We start from the raw sequence: 26,395 nt of genomic DNA, 5'->3' as shown, positions 1-26,395 counted from the left end.
GCCGGGTGTCGCGGGTGAGCTGTATCTCGCGGGCGAACAGCTGGCGCTGGGCTACCTCGGCCGCACCGACCTGACCGCCGACCGGTTCGTGGCCAACCCCTACGGCGCGCCGGGCGAGCGGATGTACCGCACCGGCGACCTGGTGGCCTGGACGCCGCACGGCGAGCTGGACTACCTGGGCCGCACCGACTTCCAGGTGAAGCTGCGCGGTCTGCGCATCGAGCTGGGCGAGATCGAGGCCGCGCTGCTGGCGCAGCCCGGGATCGCGCAGGCGGTGGTCGTGCTGCGCTCCGACGCGCACGCCGGCGACCAGCTGGTGGGTTACCTGGTCTGCGAACCGTATGTGGCCGTCGACATCGACGAGGTGAAGACCGCGCTGGCCGGGGCGCTGCCCGGCTACATGGTCCCGGCCGCGCTGGTCGTGCTGGACGCCTTCCCGGTCAACGCCTCCGGCAAGCTGGATCGCAAGGCGCTGCCCGCGCCGGTGTTCGAGGCCAGGGTGTTCCGCGCGCCGTCGACTCCGATCGAGGAGATCGTCGCGGAGATCTTCGCCGACCTGCTCGGCGTGCCGCGCGTCGGCGTGGACGACGACTTCTTCGAGCTCGGCGGCAACTCGCTGGTCGCAACGCAGGTGGTCGCCCGGGTCAGCGCCGCGCTGAACACCGAGGTCGGCGTGCGTGTGCTGTTCGAGGCGCCGACCGTCGGCGCGCTCGCCGCGCGGATCGAGTCGCACGCGGGAAGCGGTGCGCGCCAGGCGCTCACGGCACAGGTGCGTCCCGAGCACCCGCCGCTGTCGCTGGCGCAGCAGCGCATGTGGTTCCTCAACCGCTTCGACGCCGACTCCGCCGCGAACAACATCCCGGCCGCGGTGCGGCTGGAAGGCGCGCTGGATCTGGACGCGCTGCGCGGAGCGATCGCCGACGTGGTCGGCCGCCACGAATCGCTGCGGACCATCTACCCGTCCCGCGACGGTGTGGCCTACCAGCGCGTGCTGAACGCCACCAGGGCGATCCCCGAACTCGACGTGGTCGAGGTGGCCGAGGGCCAATTGCTGGGCGTGCTCTACGAGTTCGTCGAGCGCGGTTTCGACGTGACCACCCAGCCGCCGGTGCGCCTGCGCGCCTACCGGCTCGCCCCCGACGACTACGTGCTGGTCGTCGTGGTGCACCACATCGCCGCGGACGGCTTCTCCATGCGTCCGCTGGTCCGCGACCTGATGACCGCCTACGTGGCGCGCACCTCCGCGGCCGAGCCCGGCTGGCCGCCGCTGGCGGTGCAGTACGTGGACTTCGCGCTGTGGCAGCGCGACACGCTCGGCTCCGAGGAGGACCCGACCTCGCTGATCTCCGAGCAGCTCGACTACTGGCGCGAAACGCTGGCCGGACTGCCCGACGAACTGCGCCTGGCCGGTCGCCCGCGCCCCGCGGTCGCCTCCTACGGTGCGGGCACCTACCGGTTCCGCGTGCCGGGCGAGCTGATCGAGGACCTGAACCGGGTCGCGCAGACGCACGGCAGCACGCTGTTCATGGTGGTGCACGGCGCGTTCGCCGCCCTGCTGGCGCGGTTGAGCGGCTCCGAGGACATCGCCATCGGCATCCCGGTCGCCGGTCGTGGCGAGCAGGCGCTCGACGATCTGGTCGGCATGTTCGTCAACACCTTGGTGCTGCGCGCTCAGGTGGACACCGCCGAGTCGTTCGCCGAGCTGCTCGGCCGGGTCCGCGAACGCGACCTGCAGGCGTTCGCGCACGCCGACGTGCCGTTCGAGCGGCTGGTCGAGGTGCTCAACCCGGCGCGCTCGCAGGCGCGCCACCCGCTGTTCCAGGTGATGCTGTCGTTCCAGAACCTCGGCCGCACCGCGCTGGAGCTGCCCGGCCTCACCGTCTCCGAGCTGGGCATCGACCAGCCGACGGCGAAGTTCGACCTGCAGCTCACGCTCAGCGAGGTCCCCGGCGCGGAGACGGCGATGGACGCCGAACTCGTCTACGCCACCGATCTTTTCGACGGGGTGTTCGCCGGGACGTTCGCCGAGCGCTTCGTGCGCGTGCTGCGCGGCATCGCCGCCGATCCGTCGGTCACCGTCGGCGACATCGATCTGCTCGACGACGCCGAGCGGGCCCTGGTCATCGAGCGGTGGAACGCCACCGAATTCGCGGTCGACGCCGCGCTCACCTCGCCGGTCGGCGACGCCGCCGCGACGCTGGTCTCGCTGTTCGAAGCCCAGGTCGCGCGGACCCCGGACAGTCCCGCCGTGACGTTCGAGGGGACAAGTCTCTCCTACGCCGAGTTCGCCCGCCGGGTCCACCAGCTGGCGCGCTGGCTGAAGGTCAACGGCGTCGGGCCGGAATCGTATGTGGCGCTGGGGATGCGCCGCTCGATCGACCTGGTGGTCGGCATGTACGCGGTGAACGCCGCGGGCGGCGCGTACGTGCCGCTGGATCCGGACCATCCGGCCGAGCGCATCGACTACATCCTGGAGACCGCGCGCCCGGTGTGCGTGCTGACCTCCGGTTCCGATCTGGAGACCACCGTCTCCCGCCAGGTGCGCATCGATCAGCTCGACCTGTCGGAGTTCTCCGACCAGCCGCTGACCGACGCCGACCGGCACAAGCCGCTGCGTCCGGCCAACACCGCGTACGTGATCTTCACCTCCGGTTCGACCGGCCGCCCGAAGGGCGTCGCGGTCTCGCACGCCGCGATCGTCAACCGTCTGGTGTGGATGCACGCCGAGTACGGCTTGGCGGCCTACGACGTGGTGTTGCAGAAGACGCCCGCGACCTTCGACGTGTCGGTGTGGGAGTTCTTCTGGCCGTTGCAGGTCGGCGCGCGCCTGGTGGTGGCCAAGCCGGACGGGCATCGCGATCCCGCGTACCTGGCGCGGCTGATCGTCGACGAGCAGGTCACCACGGTGCACTTCGTGCCGTCGATGCTGTCGGTGTTCGTCGCCGAGGAGCGTGCGGCCGAATGCACCAGCCTGCGCAACGTTTTCGCCTCCGGTGAGGCGCTGCCCGCGGTGACCGCGCAGAAGCTGCGCGAGCTGACCGGCGCGCGGCTGCACAACCTGTACGGCCCCACCGAGGCCGCGGTCGATGTCACCTTCCACGAGGTGACCGACCACGACACCGTGTCGGTGCCGATCGGCGCCCCGGTGTTCAACACCCAGGCGTACGTGCTGGATTCGCGGCTGCGGCCGGTTCCGGTCGGCGTGCCCGGCGAGCTGTACCTCGCGGGCGCGCAGCTGGCGCACGGCTATGTGGGCCGCCCCGACCTGACCACCGAACGTTTCGTGGCCAACCCCTTCGGCGACGCGGAGCGGATGTACCGCACCGGCGACCTGGTGGCCTGGACCGAAGACGGTGAGCTGGAGTACCTGGGCCGCACCGACTTCCAGGTGAAGGTGCGCGGTCTGCGCATCGAGCTGGGCGAGATCGAGTCGGCGCTCACGGCGCTGGATTCGGTGGCGCAAGCGGTGGTCGTGGTGCGCACCGACGAGCGGACGGGTGACCAACTGGTCGCCTACTTGGTGACGGACCCGGACCGGGTGGTGGACGTCGAGTCGGTCAAGGCCGAACTCGGCGCGCGGCTGCCCGGGTACATGGTGCCCGCGGCCTACGTGGTGCTCGACGAGTTCCCGCTGAACGCTTCCGGCAAGCTGGATCGCAAGGCGCTGCCGGAGCCGGTGTTCGAGGCCAAGGTGTTCCGCGCGGCCACGACGCCGGTGCAGGAGATCGTGGCCGAGACCTTCGCCGAGGTGCTCGGCGTGGAGCGGGTCGGCCTGGACGACGACTTCTTCGAACTCGGCGGCAACTCGCTGGTCGCCACCCAGGTGGCGGCGCGGCTGGGCGAGGCGCTGAACACGCAGGTCCCGGTGCGCACACTGTTCGAGGCGTCGACCGTGGCCGCGCTGGCGGCGAAGGTGGAATCCGTCGCGGACGAGGGCGGCCGCACGCCGCTGGTGGCGCGGGAGCGGCCCGAGCTGGTGCCGTTGTCGCTCGCGCAGCAGCGGATGTGGTTCCTCAACCGGTTCGACAACCGCACCGCGGTGAACAACATCCCGGTCGCGCTGCGGCTGACCGGTGCGCTGGACGTCGCCGCGCTGGGCGCGGCCATCGGTGACGTGCTCGCGCGGCACGAGGCGCTGCGCACCATCTACCCCGAGGTGGAGGGCACCGGGTATCAGCGCGTGCTCCCGGCAGGCGAGGTCGGCTTCGACCTGGTCGCCGAGCCGGTCGCCGCGGAGGAACTGCCCGCGCGGATCGTCGAGCTGGCGAGCGTCGGTTTCGACGTGACCGCCGAGATCCCGTTCCGGGCGAGCCTGCTGTCGCTGTCGGCGACCGAGCACGTCGCGGTGCTGGTGATGCATCACATCAGCGCGGACGGCTTCTCGCTGCGGCCGCTGCTGCGCGATGTCGTGCTCGCCTACACCGAGCGCGCTCGCGGCGAGGTTCCCTCGTGGGCCCCGCTCGAGGTGCAGTACGCCGACTACGCGCTGTGGCAGCGCGAGGTGCTCGGCGCCGAGGACGACGCGGACTCCGTGGCAGCCAGGCAGATCGCCTACTGGACCGAGCAGCTGCGTGACCTGCCCGACCAGATCGAGCTGCCCGCCGATCGGCCCCGGCCCGAGATCGCCTCGAACGCAGGCGGCACGCACGACTTCGCGGTGGACGCGCAGGTGCACGAAGCGCTGGCGGAGCTGGCGCGCGCTCGCGGCGTGACGCTGTTCATGGTGGTGCACGCCGCGCTGGCGGTGTGGGCGGGCCGGTTGTCGGGCAGCACCGACATCGCGATCGGCACGCCGATCGCGGGCCGTGGTGAACGCGCGCTCGACGACGTGGTGGGCATGTTCGTCAACACGCTCGTGCTGCGCAGCCAGGTGGAGCCGGGCGCGGGCTTCGACGAGCTGCTCGAGCAGGTGCGCCGCACCGATCTGGCCGCGTTCGCCAACGCCGACGTGCCGTTCGAGCGGCTGGTGGACGTGCTCAGCCCGGCGCGCTCGCAGGCGCACCATCCGCTGTTCCAGGTCGCGCTGACCTTCGAGGCGGCCTCGGCGGCCGATCTGGGTGCGGTCGCGCTGCCCGGCGGCCTCGAGGTCGCCGCGGTCGAATTCGACCCCGGGACCGCGAAATTCGATGTGCAGCTCACCGTGGGCGAGGCCGCCGACGGCGGGCTGACGCTGTCGTGGAACTACGCCACCGAACTGTTCGATCCCGAGACGGTGGCCGCGTTCGCCGATCGTTTCGTGCGCATCCTGCGCGGCGTCGCCGAGGATCCGCGAGTCGTGATCGGCGACATCGATCTGCTCGGCGAGGGCGAGCGGCTGGACGTCGCCCAGCGCTGGGTGTCGTCGGGCTCCGAGAGCGTCGCGGGCCTGTTCGCCGATCCGGACATCACCCTGGTCGGATTGTTCGACGCGGCCGTGGCCGCGCACCCGCACCGCGTGGCCGCCCGCTTCGGCGTGGAGACGCTGACCTACGCCGAGCTGGACCGGCGCGCGAATGTGCTGGCGCGCAGGCTGATCAGCGACGGCGCCGGGCCGGAGACGCTGGTCGCGGTGATCCTGCCGCGCTCGCTGGACCTGGTGGTCGCGCTGCTGGCCGTGGTGAAGACCGGCGCGGGTTACGTGCCGGTCGACCCGACCTACCCGGCCGAGCGCATCGCCTACGTGCTCGCCGATTCCCGGCCGACCAGCGTGGTGCTCGACTCCACGGTGCAGGTCGAGGTGCCCGCCGGGCTGCCGTCGGTCGTGCTGGACGGGTTCGCGGTGGAGACCGGCAACATCGAGGACGCCGACGACGCCCCGATCACCAACGCCGACCGCAACTCCGCGCTCACGCCGGACAACGTCGCGTACGTGATCTACACCTCCGGCTCGACCGGCCGCCCGAAGGGCGTCGCGGTCGCGCACCGGAACGTGGTGCGGCTGTTCGCCAACACCGACCGCGACTTCGGTTTCGGCCCCGAGGACGTGTGGACGCTGTTCCACAGCTACGCCTTCGACTTCTCGGTGTGGGAGCTGTGGGGTCCGCTGCTGTTCGGCGGCACCCTCGTGGTGGTCGACTACTACACCTCGCGCTCGCCGGAGCAGTTCCTGGAACTGCTGCGCGCCGAACGCGTCACGGTGCTCAACCAGACCCCGTCGGCGTTCTACCAGCTGGCCGAAGCCGACCGGAACGCCGCGGCCGACGCCGCGCCGCTGGCGCTGCGGTACGTGGTGTTCGGCGGTGAGGCGCTGGAGCTGCGCAGGCTGTCGGAGTGGGTGGCGCGCCACGGCGACGGCACCGGTGCCTCCACCGGGCCGCTTCTGGTCAACATGTACGGCATCACCGAGACCACGGTGCACGTGTCCTACCGCGCGCTGGACGCCGCGACCATCGCCGCCGCCTCCGGCAGCGTGGTCGGCCGCGCCATCGCCGGGCTGCGGGTGTACGTGCTCGACAGCAGGCTGCGCCCGGTGCCGGTCGGCGTCGCGGGTGAGATGTACGTGGCAGGCCCGCAATTGGCGCGCGGCTACCTCGGACGCCCCGACCTGTCGGCGACCCGTTTCGTCGCCGACCCGATGGGCGACACGCCGGGTGGGCGACTGTATCGCTCCGGCGACCTCGCCCGCTGGAACCGCTTCGGCGAGCTCGAGTACCTGGGCCGCGCCGACGATCAGGTGAAGGTGCGCGGTTTCCGCATCGAGCTCGGCGAGATCGAATCCGCGATCCTGGCCCAGCCCGGCATCGCCCAGGCCGCGGTCATCGTGCGCGAGGACCAGCCCGGCGATCAGCGGATCGTCGCGTACGTGGTGTCCGAGCCGGGCGCCGAGCCCGCGCTGGACGCGGTGCGCGACGGCGCGGCCGCGCAGCTGCCCGCCTACATGGTGCCCTCGGCCGTGGTGCGGCTGGAGTGGATCCCGCTGACGGTCAACGGGAAACTGGACCGTCGTGCGCTGCCCGCCCCGACCGCGCAGTCCCGTGCGTTCCGCGCGCCGGTCACCCCGGTGCAGGAGACCGTGGCGGCGGTGTTCGCCGACGTGCTCGGCCTGGACCGGGTCGGCGTGGACGACGACTTCTTCGACCTCGGCGGCAACTCGCTGATCGCCACCAGGGTCGTCGCCCGCATCGGCTCCGCGCTCGGCACGACCGTGGCGGTGCGCACCCTGTTCGAGGCCTCGACGGTGGAAGCGCTCGCCGCGCGGGTGGAATCGCACGCCGACGGCGCGGCGCGGGCTCGTCTCGTCGCCCGCGAGCGCGCGGCGGGCGAACTGGTGCCGCTGTCGTTCGCGCAGCAGCGCATGTGGTTCCTGAACAAGTACGACACCTCCTCGGCGGCCTACAACCTGCCGATCGCCATCCGGCTCACCGGCGCGCTGGACGTGGAGGCGCTGCGGTTGGCGGTGGCCGATGTGGTGCGCAGGCACGAATCGCTGCGCACCCGCTACCCCGAGCACGGCGGCACCCCGGTCCAGGTGATCGTGCCCGCCGAGGACATCGCGCTGGATCTGCATCCCGAGCCGGTCGATCCGGCGCGGCTGATCGAGACCGTCACCGAGTTCGTCACCACCGGTTTCGATGTGGCCGAACAGGTTCCGCTGCGCACCCGGCTCTACGCGGCCGGCCCGGACGAGCACGTGCTCGTCGTCGTGGTGCACCACATCGCGGCCGACGGCTTCTCGATGGGCCCGCTGACCCGCGACGTGATGGCCGCCTACACCGCGCGCAGCACCGGCAGCGCCCCCGGTTGGGCGCCACTGGCGGTGCAGTACGCCGACTTCGCGGTCTGGCAGCGCGAGATCCTGGGCTCGGAAGACGATCCCGATTCGCTGCTGGCGAAGCAGGTCGCCTACTGGCGGCACGCCCTCGACGACATCCCCGACGAGCTGGCCCTGCCCACCGACCGCCCGCGGCCTGCCGTCGCCTCGCACCGCGGCGCGACGCTGCACCGCGAGCTGTCCGGTGACCTGGTCGCCGCGCTGGAGGAGATCGCGCGGCAGCGCGGCGCGTCGCTGTTCATGGTGATGCACGGCGCGCTGGCGGTGCTGCTGGCGCGGCTGTCCGGCAGCGACGACGTCGCGGTCGGCACGCCGGTCGCAGGACGTGGCGAGGCCGCGCTGGACGACCTGGTCGGCATGTTCGTCAACACGCTGGTACTGCGCACGGGCATCGCGCCGGGCGAGTCGTTCGCCGATCTGCTCGACCGGGTGCGCCGCACCGACCTGGACGCCTACGGCAACGCCGACGTGCCGTTCGAGCGGCTGGTGGAACTGCTCGCGCCGGAGCGCTCGCAGGCCCGCAACCCGCTGTTCCAGGTGATGCTGGCGTTCCAGAACCTGGAGCGCACCACCCTCGAGCTGCCCGGCCTCTCGGTGTCCGCGCTGGACCTGGAAGAGAACGTCGCGCGCTTCGACTTGCAGTTCACCCTCGCCGAGCGCGGCGAAACCGGTTCCGGCGCCATGGCGCTGGCGCTGACCTACGCCACCGAGCTGTTCGACGAGACCACAGCGGCGGCCATCGTGGACCGCTGGGAGCGTGTGCTCGCGGCGGTGGCGGCCGATCCGTCGGTGACCGTCGGCGCGATCGACGTGCTCGACGCCGCCGAGCGCGCCGACCTGGTCGCGCGCACCGGCGCCCCCGCCACACCCGCGCGGACGCTGCCCGACCTGATCGCCGAGGCCGCCGCCATGAATCCCGAAGCGCCCGCCGTGGTGTTCCAGGGGAGAAGTGTGTCCTACGGCGAGCTGGACGCGCGGTCGAACCGCCTGGCCCGCTTGCTGATCGAGCGCGGCATCGGCACCGAGGATCTGGTGGCGGTCGCCGTGCCGCGATCGGACGAGTCGTACTTCGCCGAGTGGGCGGTGTCGAAGTCCGGTGGCGCGTTCGTGCCGATCGACCCGACCTATCCGGCCGACCGCATCGCGCACATGGTCACCGACTCCGGCTCCCCGATCGGTCTGACCGTGGCGTCGGTGCGCGCCGAGCTGCCCGAGTCGGTCGAGTGGCTGGTGCTCGACGAGCTGGATCTCGACGGGTTCGACGCCGCCGCGATCACCGACGCCGACCGGGTGCGCCCGGTGCGGCCGGAGCACCCGGCCTACGTCATCTACACCTCCGGTTCCACCGGCGTGCCCAAGGGCGTCGTGGTCACCCACGCGGGCCTTGCCAACTTCCGCGACGAGCAGAACGAGCGCTACGACGTCGATTCCGACACGCGCGCACTGCATTTCGCCTCGCCCAGCTTCGACGCATCGATCCTGGAATTCCTGCTGGCGATCGGTCGCGGCGGCGCGCTCGTGGTCTGCCCGCCCGGCGTGTACGGCGGCGAGGAACTGTCCGAGCTGATCCGCGCCGAGCGGGTCACGCACGCCTTCATCACCCCATCGGTGCTCGCCTCGCTGGATTCGGCCGCGCTGGCCGGGATGCGGGTGATCGTTGCGGGCGGCGAGGCGGTGCCCGCCGATCTGGTCGCCAAGTGGGGTGGCGCTCCCGACGGTTCTGGCCGCCGTTTCCACAACGGTTACGGTCCGACCGAGACCACGATCATGACCAACATCAGCGACGCGCTCACGCCGGGCGACCGGGTCACCATCGGTGGCCCGACCCGTGGCATGCAGTCGCTGATCCTGGACGCCCAGCTCAGGCCCGTTCCGGTGGGTGTCGCAGGTGAGCTGTATCTGTCGGGCGTCCAGCTGGCGCGCGGCTACCACGCCCGCCCCGGCCTGTCGGCGGAGCGTTTCGTCGCCAACCCGTACGTGCCCGGAGCGCGGATGTACCGCACCGGTGACGTGGTGCGCTGGACCCGGGTCGGGCACTCCGCAGGCTCCGCGCCCGTTGGAGGAGTCGAGTCGCTTGTCGTCGAATACGTAGGCCGCTCCGACTTCCAGGTGAAGGTCCGCGGTTTCCGCATCGAACTCGGCGAGATCGACGCCGCGCTGGCCTCGCACGAGACCGTCGACTTCGCCGTCACCGTCGGCCACAAGAGCGCCGCGGGCGCGGTGTCGCTGGTGTCGTACGTCGTTGCCGCGCAAGGACAGTCGATCGACGTGGCGGCGCTGACCGCGCACGTCGAGGAGCGCCTGCCCGCCTACATGGTGCCCTCGTCGATCATGGTGATCGACCACGTGCCGCTCACCCCGGTGGGCAAGCTGGACCGAAAGGCGTTGCCGGAGCCGGTGTTCGCGACCGAGGTCGTGTTCCGCGCGGCGCGCACCCCGCTCGAGCAGACCATCGCGGAAGTGTTCGCCGAGGTGCTTGGCGTGGAGCGGGTCGGCGTGGACGACTCCTTCTTCGCGCTCGGCGGCGACAGCATCGTCTCCATCCAGCTGGTGTCGCGGGCCAAGGCGCGCGGCGTGGTGTTCACCCCGCGGCACGTCTTCGAGCAGCGCACGGTGGCGGGTCTGGCGTCGGTCGCCGAGACCACCGAGGCGGCCGAGGCGTCGGCGACGACGCTGGCCGAGCCGCCGGGCGGAGGCGTCGGCGTCATGCCGCTGACGCCGGTGGTGCGGTTCATGGCCGAGCGGCGCGGCTCGTTCGGCCGGTTCAACCAGACGCTGGCGCTGGAACTGCCGGTCGGCATCGACCGCGCGGGCATCGCCGCGACGGTCGGCGCTGTCATCGATCGCCACGACATGCTGCGCGCGAGCCTGCGCCGCGACGGTGACGACTGGGTCGTCGAGACCGCCGCGCCGGGCACGGTCGAGGTGGATGCGCTGATCGACCGCACCGAGTTCGCCGCGGGCGTCACCGACGTCGAACTGGTCGAGATCGCCTCGGCCGCGCTGGACGAGTCGCTGGACCGGCTCGATCCGGCCGCCGGCGTGGTCATCCGGTTCGTCTGGCTCGAGCCCGACTCCGCCGAGCGCGCCGGACGCCTGATCGTCGTCGCCCACCACTTGGTGGTGGACGGCGTCTCCTGGCGCATCCTGGTGCCGGACTTCGTCACCGCGTGGGGGCAGCGCACCGCCGGGCAGACGCCCGAGCTGGTGGCTCCGGCCACGTCGATGCGCGCCTGGGCGCACGCGCTGGAGCGCGAGGCGGCCAGCCCGGAGCGGGTGGCCGAACTCGACTACTGGCGTTCGGTGGTCGCTACCGCCGATCCGCTGCTGACCGAGCGTCCGATGGACCCGGCCGTCGACACCTCCGGCGTCATCGCCAAGCATCAGGTCGAGGTGTCCGCCGAGGTCACCAAGGCGCTGCTCACCACGGTTCCGGCGCTGTTCCACGGCGGTGTGAACGACGGTCTGCTCACCGCGCTGGCGCTGGCCACCGCCAAGTGGCGGGCGCGCCGGGTGGCCGCGGACGCCGGGGACGCGCTGCTGCTGCGCCTAGAGGGTCACGGCCGCGAGGAAGACGTGGTGCCCGGTGCGGATCTGTCGCGCACCGTCGGCTGGTTCACCGCGATCTACCCGGTCGCCTTCGACCTGTCCGGCATCGACGTGGACGCCGCGTTCACCGGCGGCCCCGCGCTGGGCGCGACCCTGAAGGCGGTCAAGGAACAACTGCTCGCGGTGCCGGACAAAGGCATCGGCTACGGACTGCTGCGCTACCTGAACGCCGAGACCGCGGCCGAGCTGCCGCGCGAACTGCCCGGTCAGGTGAGCTTCAACTACCTCGGTCGCGTCTCCGAGGGCGACGTGCCGGAGTCGCTGCGCGGCTTCGGCTGGATTCCCGCGCCGGAACTCGGCGCGCTGGGCGGCGCCTACGACGCGGACATGCCCGCGATGGCGCCGCTGGACGTGAACGCGATCGTGGTGGGCGACAAGCTGACCGCGAACATCGGCTACCCGTCCACCCTGCTGTCGGCCGACGACGTGCGCGAGTTCGGCGAGCTGTGGACCGCCGCGCTGGAAGCCGTGGCCCGGCATGCCAATTCGGCGGGCGTGGGTGGGCACACCCCGTCGGACTTCACGCTCGTGCGCAGCACCCAGCGGGATATCGACGTCTGGGAGCGGCGCTTCCCGGCGCTGGCCGACGTGTGGCCGCTGTCGGCGCTGCAGGCCGGTCTGCTGTTCCACGCCCGCCTCGCGGCGAGCTCGGTGGATGTGTACACCGCCCAGGCGGTGCTGACGCTCACCGGCCGGGTGGACGCCGCCCGGTTGCGCGCGGCCGCGCAGGCGCTGGTGGACCGCTATGAGAACCTACGCACCGCGTTCGTCACCGACCACGACGGCAACCCGGTGCAGATCGTGCTGGACAGCGTCCGGGTGGCGTGGGCCGAGCACGACCGGATCGAATCCGGTTCGGCCGAAGACCTGATCGAGGCCGACCGCATGCGCCGGTTCGACCTGGCCGAGCCGCCGCTGATCCGCTTCACGCTGATCCAGGTGGCAGACTCTTCGGCGGAAGGAGGGGCCCGCTGGCAGTTCGTGGTGTCCAACCACCACATCCTGCTCGACGGCTGGTCGATGCCGCTGCTCATGCGGGATCTGCTGGTGCTCTACGCCGCGCACGCGGACGTCTCCGCGCTGCCCGCGGTGCGGTCCTACCGCCACTTCCTGGACTGGACCCGGCAGCAGGATCACGCGGCGTCGCTGGCCGCGTGGGCGCGCGCGCTGCGTGGCGTCGGCGAGCCGACCCTGCTGGCGCGGCCGGACGCCGGTCGCGAGATCACCTCGCTGTCCGGCGAGTACTTCTTCGAGCTGGACGAGGCGACCACCGCGCGGCTGACCGCGCTGGCCGGCTCGCTGGGCGTCACGCCGAACACGGTGCTGCAGACCGCCTGGGGCATCCTCGTCGGCCGCATGACCAGCCGTGACGACGTGCTGTTCGGCACCACCGTCTCCGGTCGTCCCGCGCAGCTGTCCGGCGTGGAGGCGATGGTCGGCCTGTTCATCAACACCGTGCCGGTGCGGGTGCGTTTCGACTCGTCGGAGTCGGTGCGCGACCTGCTGACGCGGACCCAGGGCGAGCAGGCCGATCTGCTCGACCACCACTACGTGGGCCTGGCCGACATCCAAGCGGTCGCGGGCATCGGCGGCCTGTTCGACACCCTGGTGGTGTTCGAGTCCTACCCGGTCGACGCCGCGGGCTTGCAGGCGCAGGCGGCGGACATCGACGGCATGGCCGTGGTCGGCCTGGACGCGGCCGACGCCACGCACTACCCGCTGACCTTGATCGCGCAGCTGGATTCGCGGTTGCGGGTGCGCGCGGGCTACCTGCGCGACCTGTTCGACGAGCAAACGGTGCGCCGCATCGCCGACCGCCTGATCCGGGTGCTGACCGCGATCACCGCCGAGCCCGACGCGGTGGTCGGCGACATCGAGTTGCTGGATGCCGCCGAGCGCGAGCTGGTGGTGTCGGGCTGGAACGACACCGCGCACCCGGTGGACAACACCGGCGCGACTCTGGTCTCGATGTTCTACGACCAGGTCGAACGCACTCCGGACGCGACCGCGATCACGTTCGAGGGGACAAGTTTGTCCTACGCCGAGTTCTCTTGGCGGGTGAACCAGCTGGCGCGCTGGCTGATCGCGCGCGGCGTCGGCGCGGAATCGTATGTGGCGCTGGGTATGCGCCGCTCGATCGATCTGGTGGTCGGCATGTACGCCGTCGCCGTGGCCGGTGGCTCGTACGTGCCGCTGGACCCGGATCACCCGGCCGAGCGCACCGAGTACATCCTCGCCACGGCCGATCCGGTGTGTGTGCTGACCTCCGGCAGCGATCTGGACATCGATACCGCGCAGGTGCGGATCGATCTGCTCGATCTGAAGGGCCTGTCCGAGGCGCCGGTCACCGACGCGGACCGTCGTGCGCCGCTGCGTCCGTCGAATACCGCCTACGTGATCTTCACGTCGGGTTCGACGGGTCGTCCGAAGGGTGTGGCGGTTCCGCATTCGGCGATCGTCAACCGCCTGGTGTGGATGCAGACTGCCTACCGGTTGACGCCGGCTGATGTGGTGTTGCAGAAGACGCCCGCGACGTTCGATGTGTCGGTGTGGGAGTTCTTCTGGCCGTTGCAGATCGGTGCGCGGTTGGTGGTGGCGAAGCCGGATGGGCATCGTGACCCGGCCTACCTGGCAGAGGTCATCAGCGCCGAGCGGGTGACGGTTACCCACTTCGTGCCGTCGATGCTCGCGGTGTTCGTTGCTGATGTGGCTGCGGCGCAGTGTGGTTCGTTGCGGTTGGTGTTCGCCTCGGGTGAGGCGTTGCCGCCCAAGCCCGCGCATCGTTTGCGGGAGTTGACCGGCGCGTCCTTGCACAACTTGTACGGTCCGACCGAAGCGGCGGTCGACGTCACCTTCCACGAGGTCGTGGATGCCGATGTCGAGACGGTGCCGATCGGTGCTCCGGTGTTCAACACGCAGGTGTTCGTGCTGGATGCTCGGTTGCGCCCGGTTCCCGTGGGTGTCGCGGGTGAGCTGTACCTCGCGGGCGTCCAGCTCGCCCGTGGCTATGTCGCGCGCCCGGACCTGACCGGTGACCGGTTCGTCGCCAACCCCTACGGGGAGCCCGGCGCGCGGATGTACCGCACCGGCGACCTGGTGGTCTGGACCGAGCACGGTGAGCTCGAGTACTTGGGCCGTACCGACTTCCAGGTGAAGTTGCGTGGTCTGCGTATCGAGCTCGGCGAGATCGAACAGGCGCTGACCGGCTTGGACGAAATCGCTCAAGCCGTCGTCGTGGTGCGCTCCGACCCGCACGCGGGCGACCAGCTGGTGGCCTACGTCATCCCCGCGCCGGACGCCGCGCTGGACACCGACCTGGTCCGCGAGGACCTGGGCCGTCAGCTGCCCGCCTACATGGTGCCGTCGATCGTGATGACGCTCGACGAATTCCCGCTCAACGCCTCCGGCAAGCTGGACCGCAAGGCGCTGCCCGCGCCGGTGTTCGAGGCCGCGGTGTTCCGCGCCCCGACCACGCCGGTCGAGGAGATCGTCGCCGCCACCTTCGCCGACGTGCTCGGCCTCGAGCGGGTCGGCCTGGACGACGATTTCTTCGCCCTCGGCGGCAACTCGCTGTCGGCCACCCAGGTCGCGGCCAGGCTGTCGGCCGCGCTGGACACCGATCTCGGCGTGCGCGAGCTGTTCGAGGCCTCCACCGTGGTCGCGCTGGCGGCGCGCGCGGAGACCAAGGCGGGCGCGGGCGGCCGTGCGCCGCTGGCGCCGCAGCAGCGGCCCGAGCTGGTGCCGCTGTCGCTTGCCCAGCAGCGCATGTGGTTCCTCAACCGCTTCGACCCCGACTCGGCGGTGGACAACATCCCGGCCGCGGTGCGGCTGTCGGGCCTGCTGGACCGGCAGGCGCTGCAGATCGCCGTCGCCGACGTGCTGGCCCGCCACGAGTCGCTGCGCACCTTCTACCCCGAGGTGGACGGCGCCGCGCATCAGCAGATCGTGGCCACGGCCAAGGTCATCCCGGACCTGACGCCGATCGACGTCACCGAAGCCGAACTGCCCGAGCGCCTTTCGCAGCTGATCGGCACGGCCTTCGACGTCACCGCCGAGGTGCCCTTCCGCGCCAGGCTGTTCGAGATCAGCCCCACCGAGCACGTGCTCGCCCTGGTGGTGCACCACATCTCGGCCGACGGTTTCTCCATGGGCCCGCTGACCCGCGACGTGATGACCGCCTACGGCGCCCGCGTCGACGGCGGCGAACCGGCCTGGCGTCCGCTGGAGGTCCAGTACGCCGACTTCGCGCTGTGGCAGCGCCAAGTGCTCGGCGCCGAGGACGATCCGGCTTCGGTGATCTCCGAACAGATCTCGTTCTGGTCGGACACGCTGCGCGGGGTGCCCGAGCAGCTGGACCTGCCGTCGGACCGGCCGCGTCCCGCGGTGGCCTCCGGCCGCGGCGCCACGCACGTCTTCGAGATCGACGCGCAGACCCACGCCCAGCTCACCGAACTCGCCCGCACCAGGGGCGCGACGCTGTTCATGGTCGCGCACACCGCGCTGGCCGTGCTGCTGTCGCGGCTGTCCGGCGAGGAGGACATCGCGATCGGCACGCCGGTCGCCGGACGCGGTGAGCGCGCGCTCGACGATCTGATCGGCATGTTCGTCAACACCCTCGTGCTGCGGACCCCGATCGAGTCCGGTGCGACGTTCACCGAACTGCTGCGTGCGGTGCGCGCCACCGACATCGCCGCCTTCGGGCACGCGGACCTGCCGTTCGAGCGGCTGGTGGAGATCCTGAACCCGGCGCGTTCGCAGGCGCGGCATCCGCTGTTCCAGGTGATGCTGTCGTTCCAGAACACCGGCCAGAACAGCTTGGAGCTGCCCGGCCTGACGGTGAGCGGTGTCGAGCTGCCCATCGACGTCGCCAAGTTCGACCTGCAACTGGTGCTCTCCGAACGCGACGCCGAAACCGGCGCAGGCTCGGCTCCCGCGGGCATCGCGGCCGAGCTGATCTACGCCACCGACCTGTTCGACCCGGCCACCATGGCCGAGTTCGGGCGGCGCTTCGGCCGGCTGCTGAAGGCCGTCGTCGCCGCGCCGGACCGGCCGATCGGCGATATCGTCCTGCTGGACGAGCCGGAGACCGAGCAGGCGCTGCGCGGCTGGAACGACACCGCGCGCGACCTCGGCCCGGCGAGCACGCTGGTCGACGAGTTCGCCGCGCAGGCCGCGGCCACGCCGGACGCGGTCGCGGTGATCGACCCGGCCACCGGGACGCACCTGACCTACGCCGAATTCGCCGCCCGCGTGCGGCGGCTCGCGCGTCGCCTCATCGAGGCGGGCGTCGGCCCGGAGACCCTGGTCGCCCTGGGCCTGCGCCGCTCGGTGGACCTGGTCGTGGCCGCCTACGCGGTGCACGCGGCGGGCGGCGGTTATGTGCCGCTGGATCTGGACCAGCCCGCCGACCGCGTGCACTACGTGCTCGACTCGGCCGACCCGGTCTGCGTGCTGACCACCGCGCGCGACGCGTTCGACGGCGCTGGCCGCCCGACGCTGCGCATCGACGAGCTGGAGCTGTCCGGCTACGCGGACGCCCCGGTCACCGACGCCGAGCGCATCGCGCCGTTGCGCCCGCAGCACCCGGCGTACGTGATCTTCACCTCCGGCTCCACCGGACGCCCCAAGGGCGTCGCGGTGCCGCATTCGGCGGTCGTCAACCAGATCCGCTGGATCACCGGTGAATACGGCATCGGCTCGGGTGACGTGGTGCTGTTCAAGACCCCCGCCACCTTCGACGTGTCGGTGTGGGAGCTGTTCGGCCCGCTGAGCACCGGCGGGCGGATCGTGGTCGCGAGCCCGGACGGGCACCGCGACCCGCAGTACCTGGCCGAGGTGATCGCGGCCGAGCGGGTCACCATGACCTCGTTCGTGCCGTCGATGCTGACCGTCTTCGCCGGCGCCATCGACCCGGCCGACGCCGACGTGCTCGCCTCGCTGCGCACGCTGTTCGTCGCCGGTGAGGCGTTCACCGCCGACGCAGTGGTCGCGATCCGCCGCGTCAGCGACGCCGCGCTGTACAACCTGTACGGCCCCACCGAGTTCACCGTGCACGCCACGCACGGTCCGGTCGCCGACCAGGTGGACGGTGCTGTCCCGATCGGCCTTCCGGTGTGGAACGCGCAGGCGTACGTGCTGGATTCGCGGCTGCACCCTGTACCGGCGAACGTCGCGGGCGAGCTGTACCTCGCGGGCGACCAGCTGGCGCGCGGCTACTTCGGCCGCGCCGACCTGACCGCCGACCGCTTCGTGGCCAACCCGTACGGCGCGCCGGGTGCGCGGATGTACCGCACCGGCGACTTGGTGCGCCGGGACGCAACTGGCGCCATCGAGTACTTGGGCCGCACCGACTTCCAGGTGAAGCTGCGCGGTCTGCGCATCGAACTCGGCGAGATCGAGACCGCGCTCACGGCGCACGAATCGGTCGCCCAGTCGGTCGCGCTGGTGCGTTCCGACGCGCGCACCGGCGACCAGTTGGTGGGTTACGTGGTGCCCGCGAACGGCGCGACCGTGGACGTCGAGGCGTTGCGCGCGCACTTGGCCGCGCAGCTGCCGTCGTACATGGTGCCCGCCGCGATCGTGGTGCTCGACGCCATGCCGCTGAGCCCGAACGGCAAGCTGGATCGCCGCGCGCTGCCCGAACCGGTCTTCGAGGCGCGGGAATTCCGCGCGCCTTCGACGCCGGTGGAGGAGATCGTCGCCGACGTCTTCGCCGAAGTGCTCGGCCTGGCAACGGCCGAACGCGCCGTCGGCCTGGACGACGACTTCTTCGACCTGGGCGGCAATTCGCTGATCGCCACCCAGGTGGTGGCCCGCCTCGGCGCCGCGCTGGACACCAGGATCCCGGTGCGCACGCTGTTCGAGGCGCCGACCGTGGCCGCGCTGGCCGCGCGGGTGGAGACGCACCAGGGCACCGGCCGCCGCCGCGAGCTGGTCGCCGGACCGCGCCCGCCGAAGATCCCGCTGTCGCTGGCCCAGCAGCGCATGTGGTTCCTGAACCGGTTCGACAACCAGACCGCGGTGAACAACATCCCGCTCGCGGTCCGGCTCACCGGCACCCTGGACACCGAGGCGCTGCGCCAAGCTGTCGCCGACGTGGTCGACCGGCACGAGGTGCTGCGGACGGTCTACCCGGAGACCGCCGACGGCCAAGGCGTGCAGGTGGTGCTGCCCGCCGGGCACAGCGCCATCGATCTCACCCCGATCGAGGTGTCCGAGGCCGAGATCTCCGATCGGATCAGCGAACTGGTGCTGACCGGCTTCGACGTCACCGCCGAGGTCCCGGTGCGCGCACAGCTGTTCCGCATCGCGGGCTCGATGGACGGCTCCCAGCCCGACACCCACGTGCTGGTGTTCGTGGTGCACCACATCTCCGGCGACGGCTGGTCGGTGCGCCCGCTGGCGCGCGACGTGATGGTGGCCTACTCGGCGCGTTCGCGCGGCGAGGCGCCCGCGTGGGCTCCGCTGCCGGTGCAGTACGCCGACTACGCGCTGTGGCAGCGCGAAACCCTCGGCTCCGAGGGCGATCCCGCCTCGCTGATCGCCCAGCAGGTCGCGTTCTGGTCCGACACCCTGGCCGGGCTGCCCGACCAGCTGGACCTGCCGTCGGACCGCTCGCGTCCGGCGGTGGCGTCCAACCGCGGCGGCGTGTACGAGTTCTCGCTCGACGCGCAGCTGTTGCGGGAGCTGAACGCGCTGGCCCGCGCGAACGGCGCCAGCCTGTTCATGGTGGTGCACGCCGCGTTCGCCGCGCTGCTGGCGCGGTTGTCCGGCAGCGACGACATCGCCATCGGCACCGCGGTCGCCGGCCGCGGCGAGGCGGTGCTCGACGACGCCATCGGCATGTTCGTCAACACTCTGGTGCTGCGCAGCGCGGTCGATCCCGCCCTCGCGTTCACCGAACTGCTCGCGCGCACCAAGGACACCGACCTCGCGGCGTTCGCGCACGCGGACCTGCCGTTCGAGCGGCTGGTGGAGATCCTGAACCCGGCGCGTTCGCAGGCGCGGCATCCGCTGTTCCAGGTGATGCTGTCGTTCCAGAACACCGGCGAGGCCACCTTCGAGCTGCCCGGCCTGGAAGTGGCCGGGGTGCCGCTGGACGTGGTGACCGCCAAGTTCGACCTGCACCTCAACCTCGCCGACCGGTTCGACGCCTCGGGCTCGGCCGACGGCATGACCGCCGAATTCGCCTACGCCACCGACATGTTCGACCCCGACACCATCGCGGGCGTCGCGGCGCGGCTGGTGCGGCTGCTGACCGCGATCGCCGCCGATCCGTCGGTGGCCATCGGCGATGTCGAGCTGCTCGACAGCGTCGAGCGCACCGAGGTGCTGGAGCGGTGGAACGACACCGCGCACCTGGTCGACCCGGACGCCACCCTGGTGTCGATGTTCGCCGCGCAGCTGGCGCGGACTCCGGACGCGACCGCGGTGACGTTCGAGGGGACGAGTCTGTCCTACGCCGAGTTCGCTGCCAGGGTGAACCGCCTCGCCCGCCATCTGATCTCGCTGGGCGTCGGCCCGGACTCGATGGTCGCGCTCGGCATGCGCCGCTCGATCGACCTGGTGGTCGGCATGTACGCGGTGAGCGTCGCCGGTGGCGCGTACGTGCCGCTGGATCCGGACCATCCGGCCGACCGCACCCGCTACGTGCTCGACACCGCACAGCCGGTGTGCGTGCTCACCACCTCGCGCGACGGGTTCGACGCGGGCGCGACCAAGGCCGTCGAGATCGATGTGGTCTCGCTGGCCGGCTACTCCGACGAACCGGTCACCGACGCGGACCGCCGTGCGCCGCTGCGCCCGTCGAACACCGCCTACGTGATCTTCACCTCCGGTTCGACCGGCCGCCCGAAGGGCGTGGCGGTCTCGCACGCCGCGATCGTCAACCGCCTGGTGTGGATGCAGGACGAATACGGCTTGGACGACACCGACGTGGTGTTGCAGAAGACCCCGGCCACGTTCGACGTGTCGGTGTGGGAATTCTTCTGGCCGTTGCAGGTCGGCGCGCGCCTGGTGGTCGCGAAGCCGGACGGGCATCGCGACCCGGCCTACCTCGTGCAGGTCATCACCGGCGAGCGGGTCACCACGGCGCACTTCGTGCCGTCGATGCTGTCGGTGTTCGTCGCCGAGGAACGCGCCGACGAGTGCACCAGCCTGCGCAACGTCTTCGCCTCCGGTGAGGCGCTGCCCGCGCAGACGGCGCAGAAGCTCGTCGAGCTGACCGGCGCGCGCCTGCACAACCTGTACGGCCCGACCGAGGCCGCCGTCGACGTCACCTATCACGAGGTGACCGAGGACGACGCGGTGTCGGTGCCGATCGGCGCTCCGGTGTTCAACACGCAGGTGTACGTGCTGGATTCGCGCCTGCACCCGGTGCCGGTGGGTGTCGCGGGTGAGCTGTATCTCGCGGGCGTCCAACTGGCCCGCGGCTACGTCGCGCGCCCCGACCTGACCGCCGACCGGTTCGTGGCCAACCCGTTCGGCCGGCCGGGCGAGCGGATGTACCGCACCGGCGACCTCGTCTCCTGGACCGACAAGGGCGAGCTGGAATATCTGGGCCGCACCGACTTCCAGGTGAAGCTGCGCGGTCTGCGCATCGAGCTCGGCGAGATCGAGTCGGCGCTCACCGCGCTGGACTCGATCGCCCAGGCCGTGGTGGTGGTGCGTTCGGACGAGCGGCTTGGCGATCAGCTGGTCGCGTACGTCATCGCGACGGCGGGACGCTCGGTGGACATCGAGGGCGTGCGCGCGGAACTCGGCGGCGAACTGCCCGCGTACATGGTGCCGTCGGCGTTCGTCGTGCTGGACGCGTTCCCGTTGAACGCCTCCGGCAAGCTGGACCGCAAGGCGCTGCCCGCTCCGGTGTTCGAGGCCAAGGTGTTCCGGGCGCCGTCCACCCCGATCGAGGAGATCGTGGCGGGCACCTTCGGCGACGTGCTCGGCGTCGCGCGGGTCGGCCTGGACGACGACTTCTTCGAACTCGGCGGCAACTCGCTGCTGGCCACCCAGGTGACCGCGCGGCTCGGCGCCGCGCTGGACACCCAGCTGGCGGTGCGCGACCTGTTCGAGGCGTCCACCGTGACGGCGCTGGCCGCCCGGGTGGAGCGCAACGCCGGGTCCGGCCGGGCCCGGCCGCGCCTGGAGGCGGGGGAGCGCCCGGAGCGCATCCCGCTGTCGCCCGCGCAGCAGCGGTACTGGTTCCTCAACCAGTTCGACACGGCCACCTCGGCGGTGGACAACATCCCGCTGGCCGTCCGGTTGTCCGGCACGCTCGACGTGGCCGCGCTGGAGCAGGCCATCGGCGACGTGTTCGCCCGCCACGAGGTGCTGCGCACCACCTACCCGCGCTCGGCGGAGGGCCCGCACCAGGTGATCCGCCCGGCCGACCGGTCCGCGGCGGCGCTCACCCCGATCGACGTCACCGAGGACGACCTGCTCGGCGCCGTCATCGGGTTCGCGCTCACCACCTTCGACGTCACCGTGGAGGTGCCGTTGGCGGTGGCGCTGTTCCGGATCGCCGACAACGAACATGTGCTGGCGTTCACCGTGCATCACGTAGCGGCCGACGGCTCGTCGATGGGCCCGCTGGCCCGCGACGTGATGGCCGCGTACGTGGCCCGCGTGCAGGGCGAGGCGCCGCAGTGGCAGCCGCTGCCGGTGCAGTACGCCGACTACGCGCTGTGGCAGCGCGCGGTGCTCGGGTCGGAGGACGATCCGGAATCGCTGGCCGCCCAGCAGGTGGCGTACTGGAAGCAGGCGCTGGCCGGCCTGCCCGATCAACTGGAACTGCCCGCCGACCGGCCGCGCCCGCCCGCGCAGTCGTTCCAGGGCAAGGCGATCCGCTTCGAGATCGACCCGCAGCGGCACGCCCGCCTGCACGAGCTGGCGCGCGCGCACAACGCGTCGCTGTTCATGGTGGTGCACGCGGCGCTCGCGGTGCTGCTGTCGCGGTTGTCGGGTACCGACGACATCGCGGTCGGCACCCCGATCGCCGGTCGCGGCGAGCGCGAACTCGACGACCTGATCGGCATGTTCGTCAACACCCTGGTGTTCCGGACCGAAGTGAAGGCCGGTGACTCGTTCGCCGCTCTGCTCGGCGACGTCAAGGAACGCGACCTGGAGGCGTTCGCCAACGCCGACGTGCCGTTCGAGCGCCTGGTCGAGGTGCTCAACCCGGTGCGCTCGACCGCGCGCAACCCGCTTTTCCAGGTGGGCCTGTCGTTCCAGAACCTGGCCGAGACCACCTTCGAGCTGCCCGGCCTGACGGTGAGCGCGGTCAACTTCGACTCACAGCTGGCCAAGACCGACCTGCACGTCACGCTCTACGACCGGTACGCCGAGGACGGCACGCCCGCCGAGATCATCACCGAATTCGGCTACGCCACCGACCTGTTCGACGAGGACACGGTGCAGGGCTTCGCCGACCGGTTCCTGCGGGTGCTCGACGCCGTGCTGGCCGACGCCACGGTGCGGGTCGGCGAGATCGATCTGCTCGCGGCCGAGGAGAGCGAGCGCATCCTCACCGCGTGGAACGCCACCGAGCACGAGGTGGACACGACCGCGACGCTGGTGTCCCTGCTGGATGCCACGGTGGCCGCGACCCCGGCGGCGGTGGCGCTGGTCGCCGACGAGCCGACCGGCCGCCGCGAGCTGACCTACGCCGGGCTGGACGCCCGGGTCAACCGCCTGGCCCGGTACCTGATCGGCCGCGGCGTCGGCCCGGAGGACCGGGTCGCGCTGGCGATCCGCCGCAGCAGCGATCTCGTGATCGCCATGTACGCGGTCGCCAAGGCCGGTGCTGCCTACGTGCCGATCGATCCGGATCAGCCCGCGGAGCGCACCGACTACATCCTCGGCACCGCCGCGCCGGTGTGCGTGCTGACCACCGGCCGCGACGGGTTCCACACCGCGGCGGCCGACGTCGTGCAGATCGACGCCATCGACCTGACCGACCACCCGACCGCCCCGGTGACCGCTGCCGAGCGCAGGGGCGCGCTGACCCCGGCGAACACCGCGTACGTGATCTTCACGTCCGGTTCCACCGGCCAGCCGAAGGGCGTCGCGGTCCCGCACGCCGCGATCGCCAACCAGTTGCAGTGGGAGACCTCCGTCTTCGAGCTCGGCGCGGCCGACGCGGTGCTGCTGAAGACGGCGGCGACCTTCGACCTCTCGGTCTGGGAGTTCTGGTCGGCCGCGGTCTCCGGTGGCCGCCTGGTGATCGCCTCCGCCGACGGACACCGCGACCCGGCGTACCTGAACGAGCTGATGCGTGCCACCGGCGTCACCACCCTGCATGTGGTGCCGTCCATGCTGGACGCGCTGCTCACCGAATCCGGTGGCCGCCTGTCGGATTCGCTGCGGCGAGTGCTGGCCATCGGCGAGGCGCTGCCCGCGGCGACCGCCCAGCGGTTGCGCCGCAACAACGCCGCCGAACTGCACAACCTCTACGGCCCGACCGAGGCGGCGGTGTCGATCACCAGCCACCTGGTCACCGACGCCGACGAGGCGTCGGTGTCGATCGGCGCGCCGGAGTGGAACAGCCGCGTCTACGTGCTCGACTCGCGCCTACGGCCGGTTCCGGTCGGCGTGTCGGGTGAGCTGTACCTGGCCGGTGCGCAGCTGGCGCGTGGATACTTCGGCCGCCCGGACCTGACCGCGGACCGGTTCGTCGCCGACCCGTTCGGCGCGCCGGGCCAGCGGATGTACCGCACCGGCGACCTGGTGGCCTGGAGCGCCACCGGCGAGCTGGACTACCGCGGCCGCACCGACTTCCAGGTGAAGATCCGTGGTTTCCGCATCGAACTCGGCGAGATCGAGGCCGCGCTGCTGCGGCAGGACGCGGTGAGCGCCGCTGCCGTCGTCGCGCACACCGATCCGAACATCGGTGACCGGCTGGTCGCCTACGTGGTGACCCGCACGGGCGCGCTCGACAAGCGCGCGCTGCAGTCCGCCCTGTCGGCCGAGCTGCCGTCGTACATGGTGCCGTCGATGCTGATCCAGCTGGACGCGTTGCCGCTCAACGCCAACGGCAAGCTGGACCGCAAGGCGCTGCCTGAGCCCACCTTCGAGAAGGCGGTGTTCCGCGCGCCGGTCACGCCGATCGAGCAGATCGTGGCGAACACCTTCGCCGAGGTGCTGCGGATCTCCGATCGCGACGGCGGCTCCGGCGGGTCCAAGCGGCTCGGTCTGGACGACGACTTCTTCGCGTGGGGCGGCAACTCGCTGCTGGCCACGCAGGTCGCCGCCCGGCTGGGCGAGGCGCTCAACACGCGGGTGCCGGTGCGCCTGCTGTTCGAGGCGTCCACCGTGGCCGCGCTGGCGGTGCGGGTGGAGCAGCACGCCGACATGGGCGGTCGCCGCGCGCTGACCGCGGGACCGCGTCCGGAGCACATCCCGCTGTCGCTGGCGCAGCAGCGCATGTGGTTCCTCAACCGGTTCGATACCCAGTCGGCGGCCTACAACGTGCCGATCGCGGTGCGCTTGTCCGGCGCGCTGGACGTGGCCGCGCTGCGTGCCGCGATCGCGGACCTGGTGAGCAGGCACGAGATCTTGCGGACGGTCTACCCGCAGACCGAGGCGGGGCCGGTGCAGGTCATCCTCCCGCCCGCCCAGGCCGTGCCGCGGCTGGAGGTGCGGGTGGTCGCGCCGTCGCAGATCGAGGCCGCCGTGGTGGCGCTGACCTCGACGATCTTCGACGTCACCACCGAGGTGCCAGTGAAGGTCGCGCTGTTCCAGGTCGCCGGGGAGGGCGCGCAGACTCCGGCGGACGGGTCGGTGGACTACGTGCTGGCCATGGTCGTGCACCACATCTCCGGTGACGGCTCCTCGGTCGGCCCGCTGACCAGGGACCTGATGATCGCCTACGCCGCCAGGTCGGCCGGCGAGGCGCCGAACTGGGCGCCGCTGGAGGTCCAGTACGCGGACTACAGCATCTGGCAGCGCGAACTGCTCGGCGACGAGAACGATCCGGAATCGCTGGCCGCCAAGCAGGTCGCCTACTGGAAGCAGGCGTTGGCCGATCTGCCCGATCAGCTGGACCTGCCCTCGGATCGGCCGCGCCCCGCGGTGCAGTCGTTCGCGGGCGGCAAGGTCGAACTGCGGGTGGACGCGCAGACCCATCAGGCGCTGATCGAACTGGCGCGTGCCGAGGGCGCGACGCTGTTCATGGTCGTGCACACCGCGCTGGCGGTCCTGCTGGCCAGGTTGTCCGGCACCGACGACATCGCGATCGGCACGCCGATGGCGGGCCGTGGCGAGGCCGCGCTGGACGATCTGATCGGCATGTTCGTCAACACCCTGGTGTTCCGCACCCGGGTGGACGCGGGCGAGGCGTTCACCGATCTGCTCGGCCGTCAGCGCGAGATCGACATCCAGGCGTTCGCCAACGCCGACGTGCCGTTCGAGCGCTTGGTCGAGGTGCTCAACCCGGTGCGTTCGACCGCGCGGCACCCGCTGTTCCAGGTGGGTCTGTCGTTCCAGAACCTGGCGCAGTCGGCGCTGGAACTGCCCGGCCTGAGCGTGTCCGGTCTGGACATCGACACCGAGCTGTCCCAGTTCGACCTGCACCTGATCGCGACCGACCGATACGACGACGCCGGCGCGCCCGAGGGCATCACCGGCTTCTTCACCTACGCGACCGACATGTTCGATCGCTCGACGGTGCAGGGCTTCGTGGACCGGTTCGCGCGCTTGCTCGGCGAGATCGTCGCCGCGCCGCGCACCCCGGTCGGCGACCTCGAGCTGCTCGACGCCGCCGAGCGGACCCAGCTGCTCACCGCGCGCAACGCGACCGACCAGCCGGTGGACACCTCCGCCACGCTGGTGTCGCTGCTGGACGCGACCGTGGCGGCCGGGCCGAAGGAAGTCGCGCTCGTCACCGAGGACGGCGAGTCGATCACCTACGCCGAACTCGATGTGCGGGTGAATCGTCTTGCGCGGCACCTGATTTCGTTGGGTGTTGGTCCGGAGTCGCGGGTGGCGCTGGCGTTGCGTCGGTCGGTGGATCTGGTTGTGGCGATGTATGCGGTGGCGAAG

General features: G+C 71.4%; 1 protein-coding gene (cut by a window edge). It reads left to right on the top strand.

Features of this window, described 5'->3' with window-relative positions; all coding sequences use genetic code 11:
* Positions 1-26,395, top strand: part of the annotated coding region (locus U3653_RS19485; RefSeq protein ID WP_435406574.1) for a non-ribosomal peptide synthase/polyketide synthase (this coding region is incomplete at its 3' end). 8,930 nt of the annotated region lie to the left of the window's left edge; 26,395 of its 35,325 annotated nt are in view.

Origin of the sequence: Nocardia implantans, assembly GCF_035544775.1 — a bacterium.
GTDB classification, from domain to species: Bacteria; Actinomycetota; Actinomycetes; order Mycobacteriales; family Mycobacteriaceae; genus Nocardia; species Nocardia implantans.
This window is presented reverse-complemented; position numbering and strand designations above follow the sequence as displayed.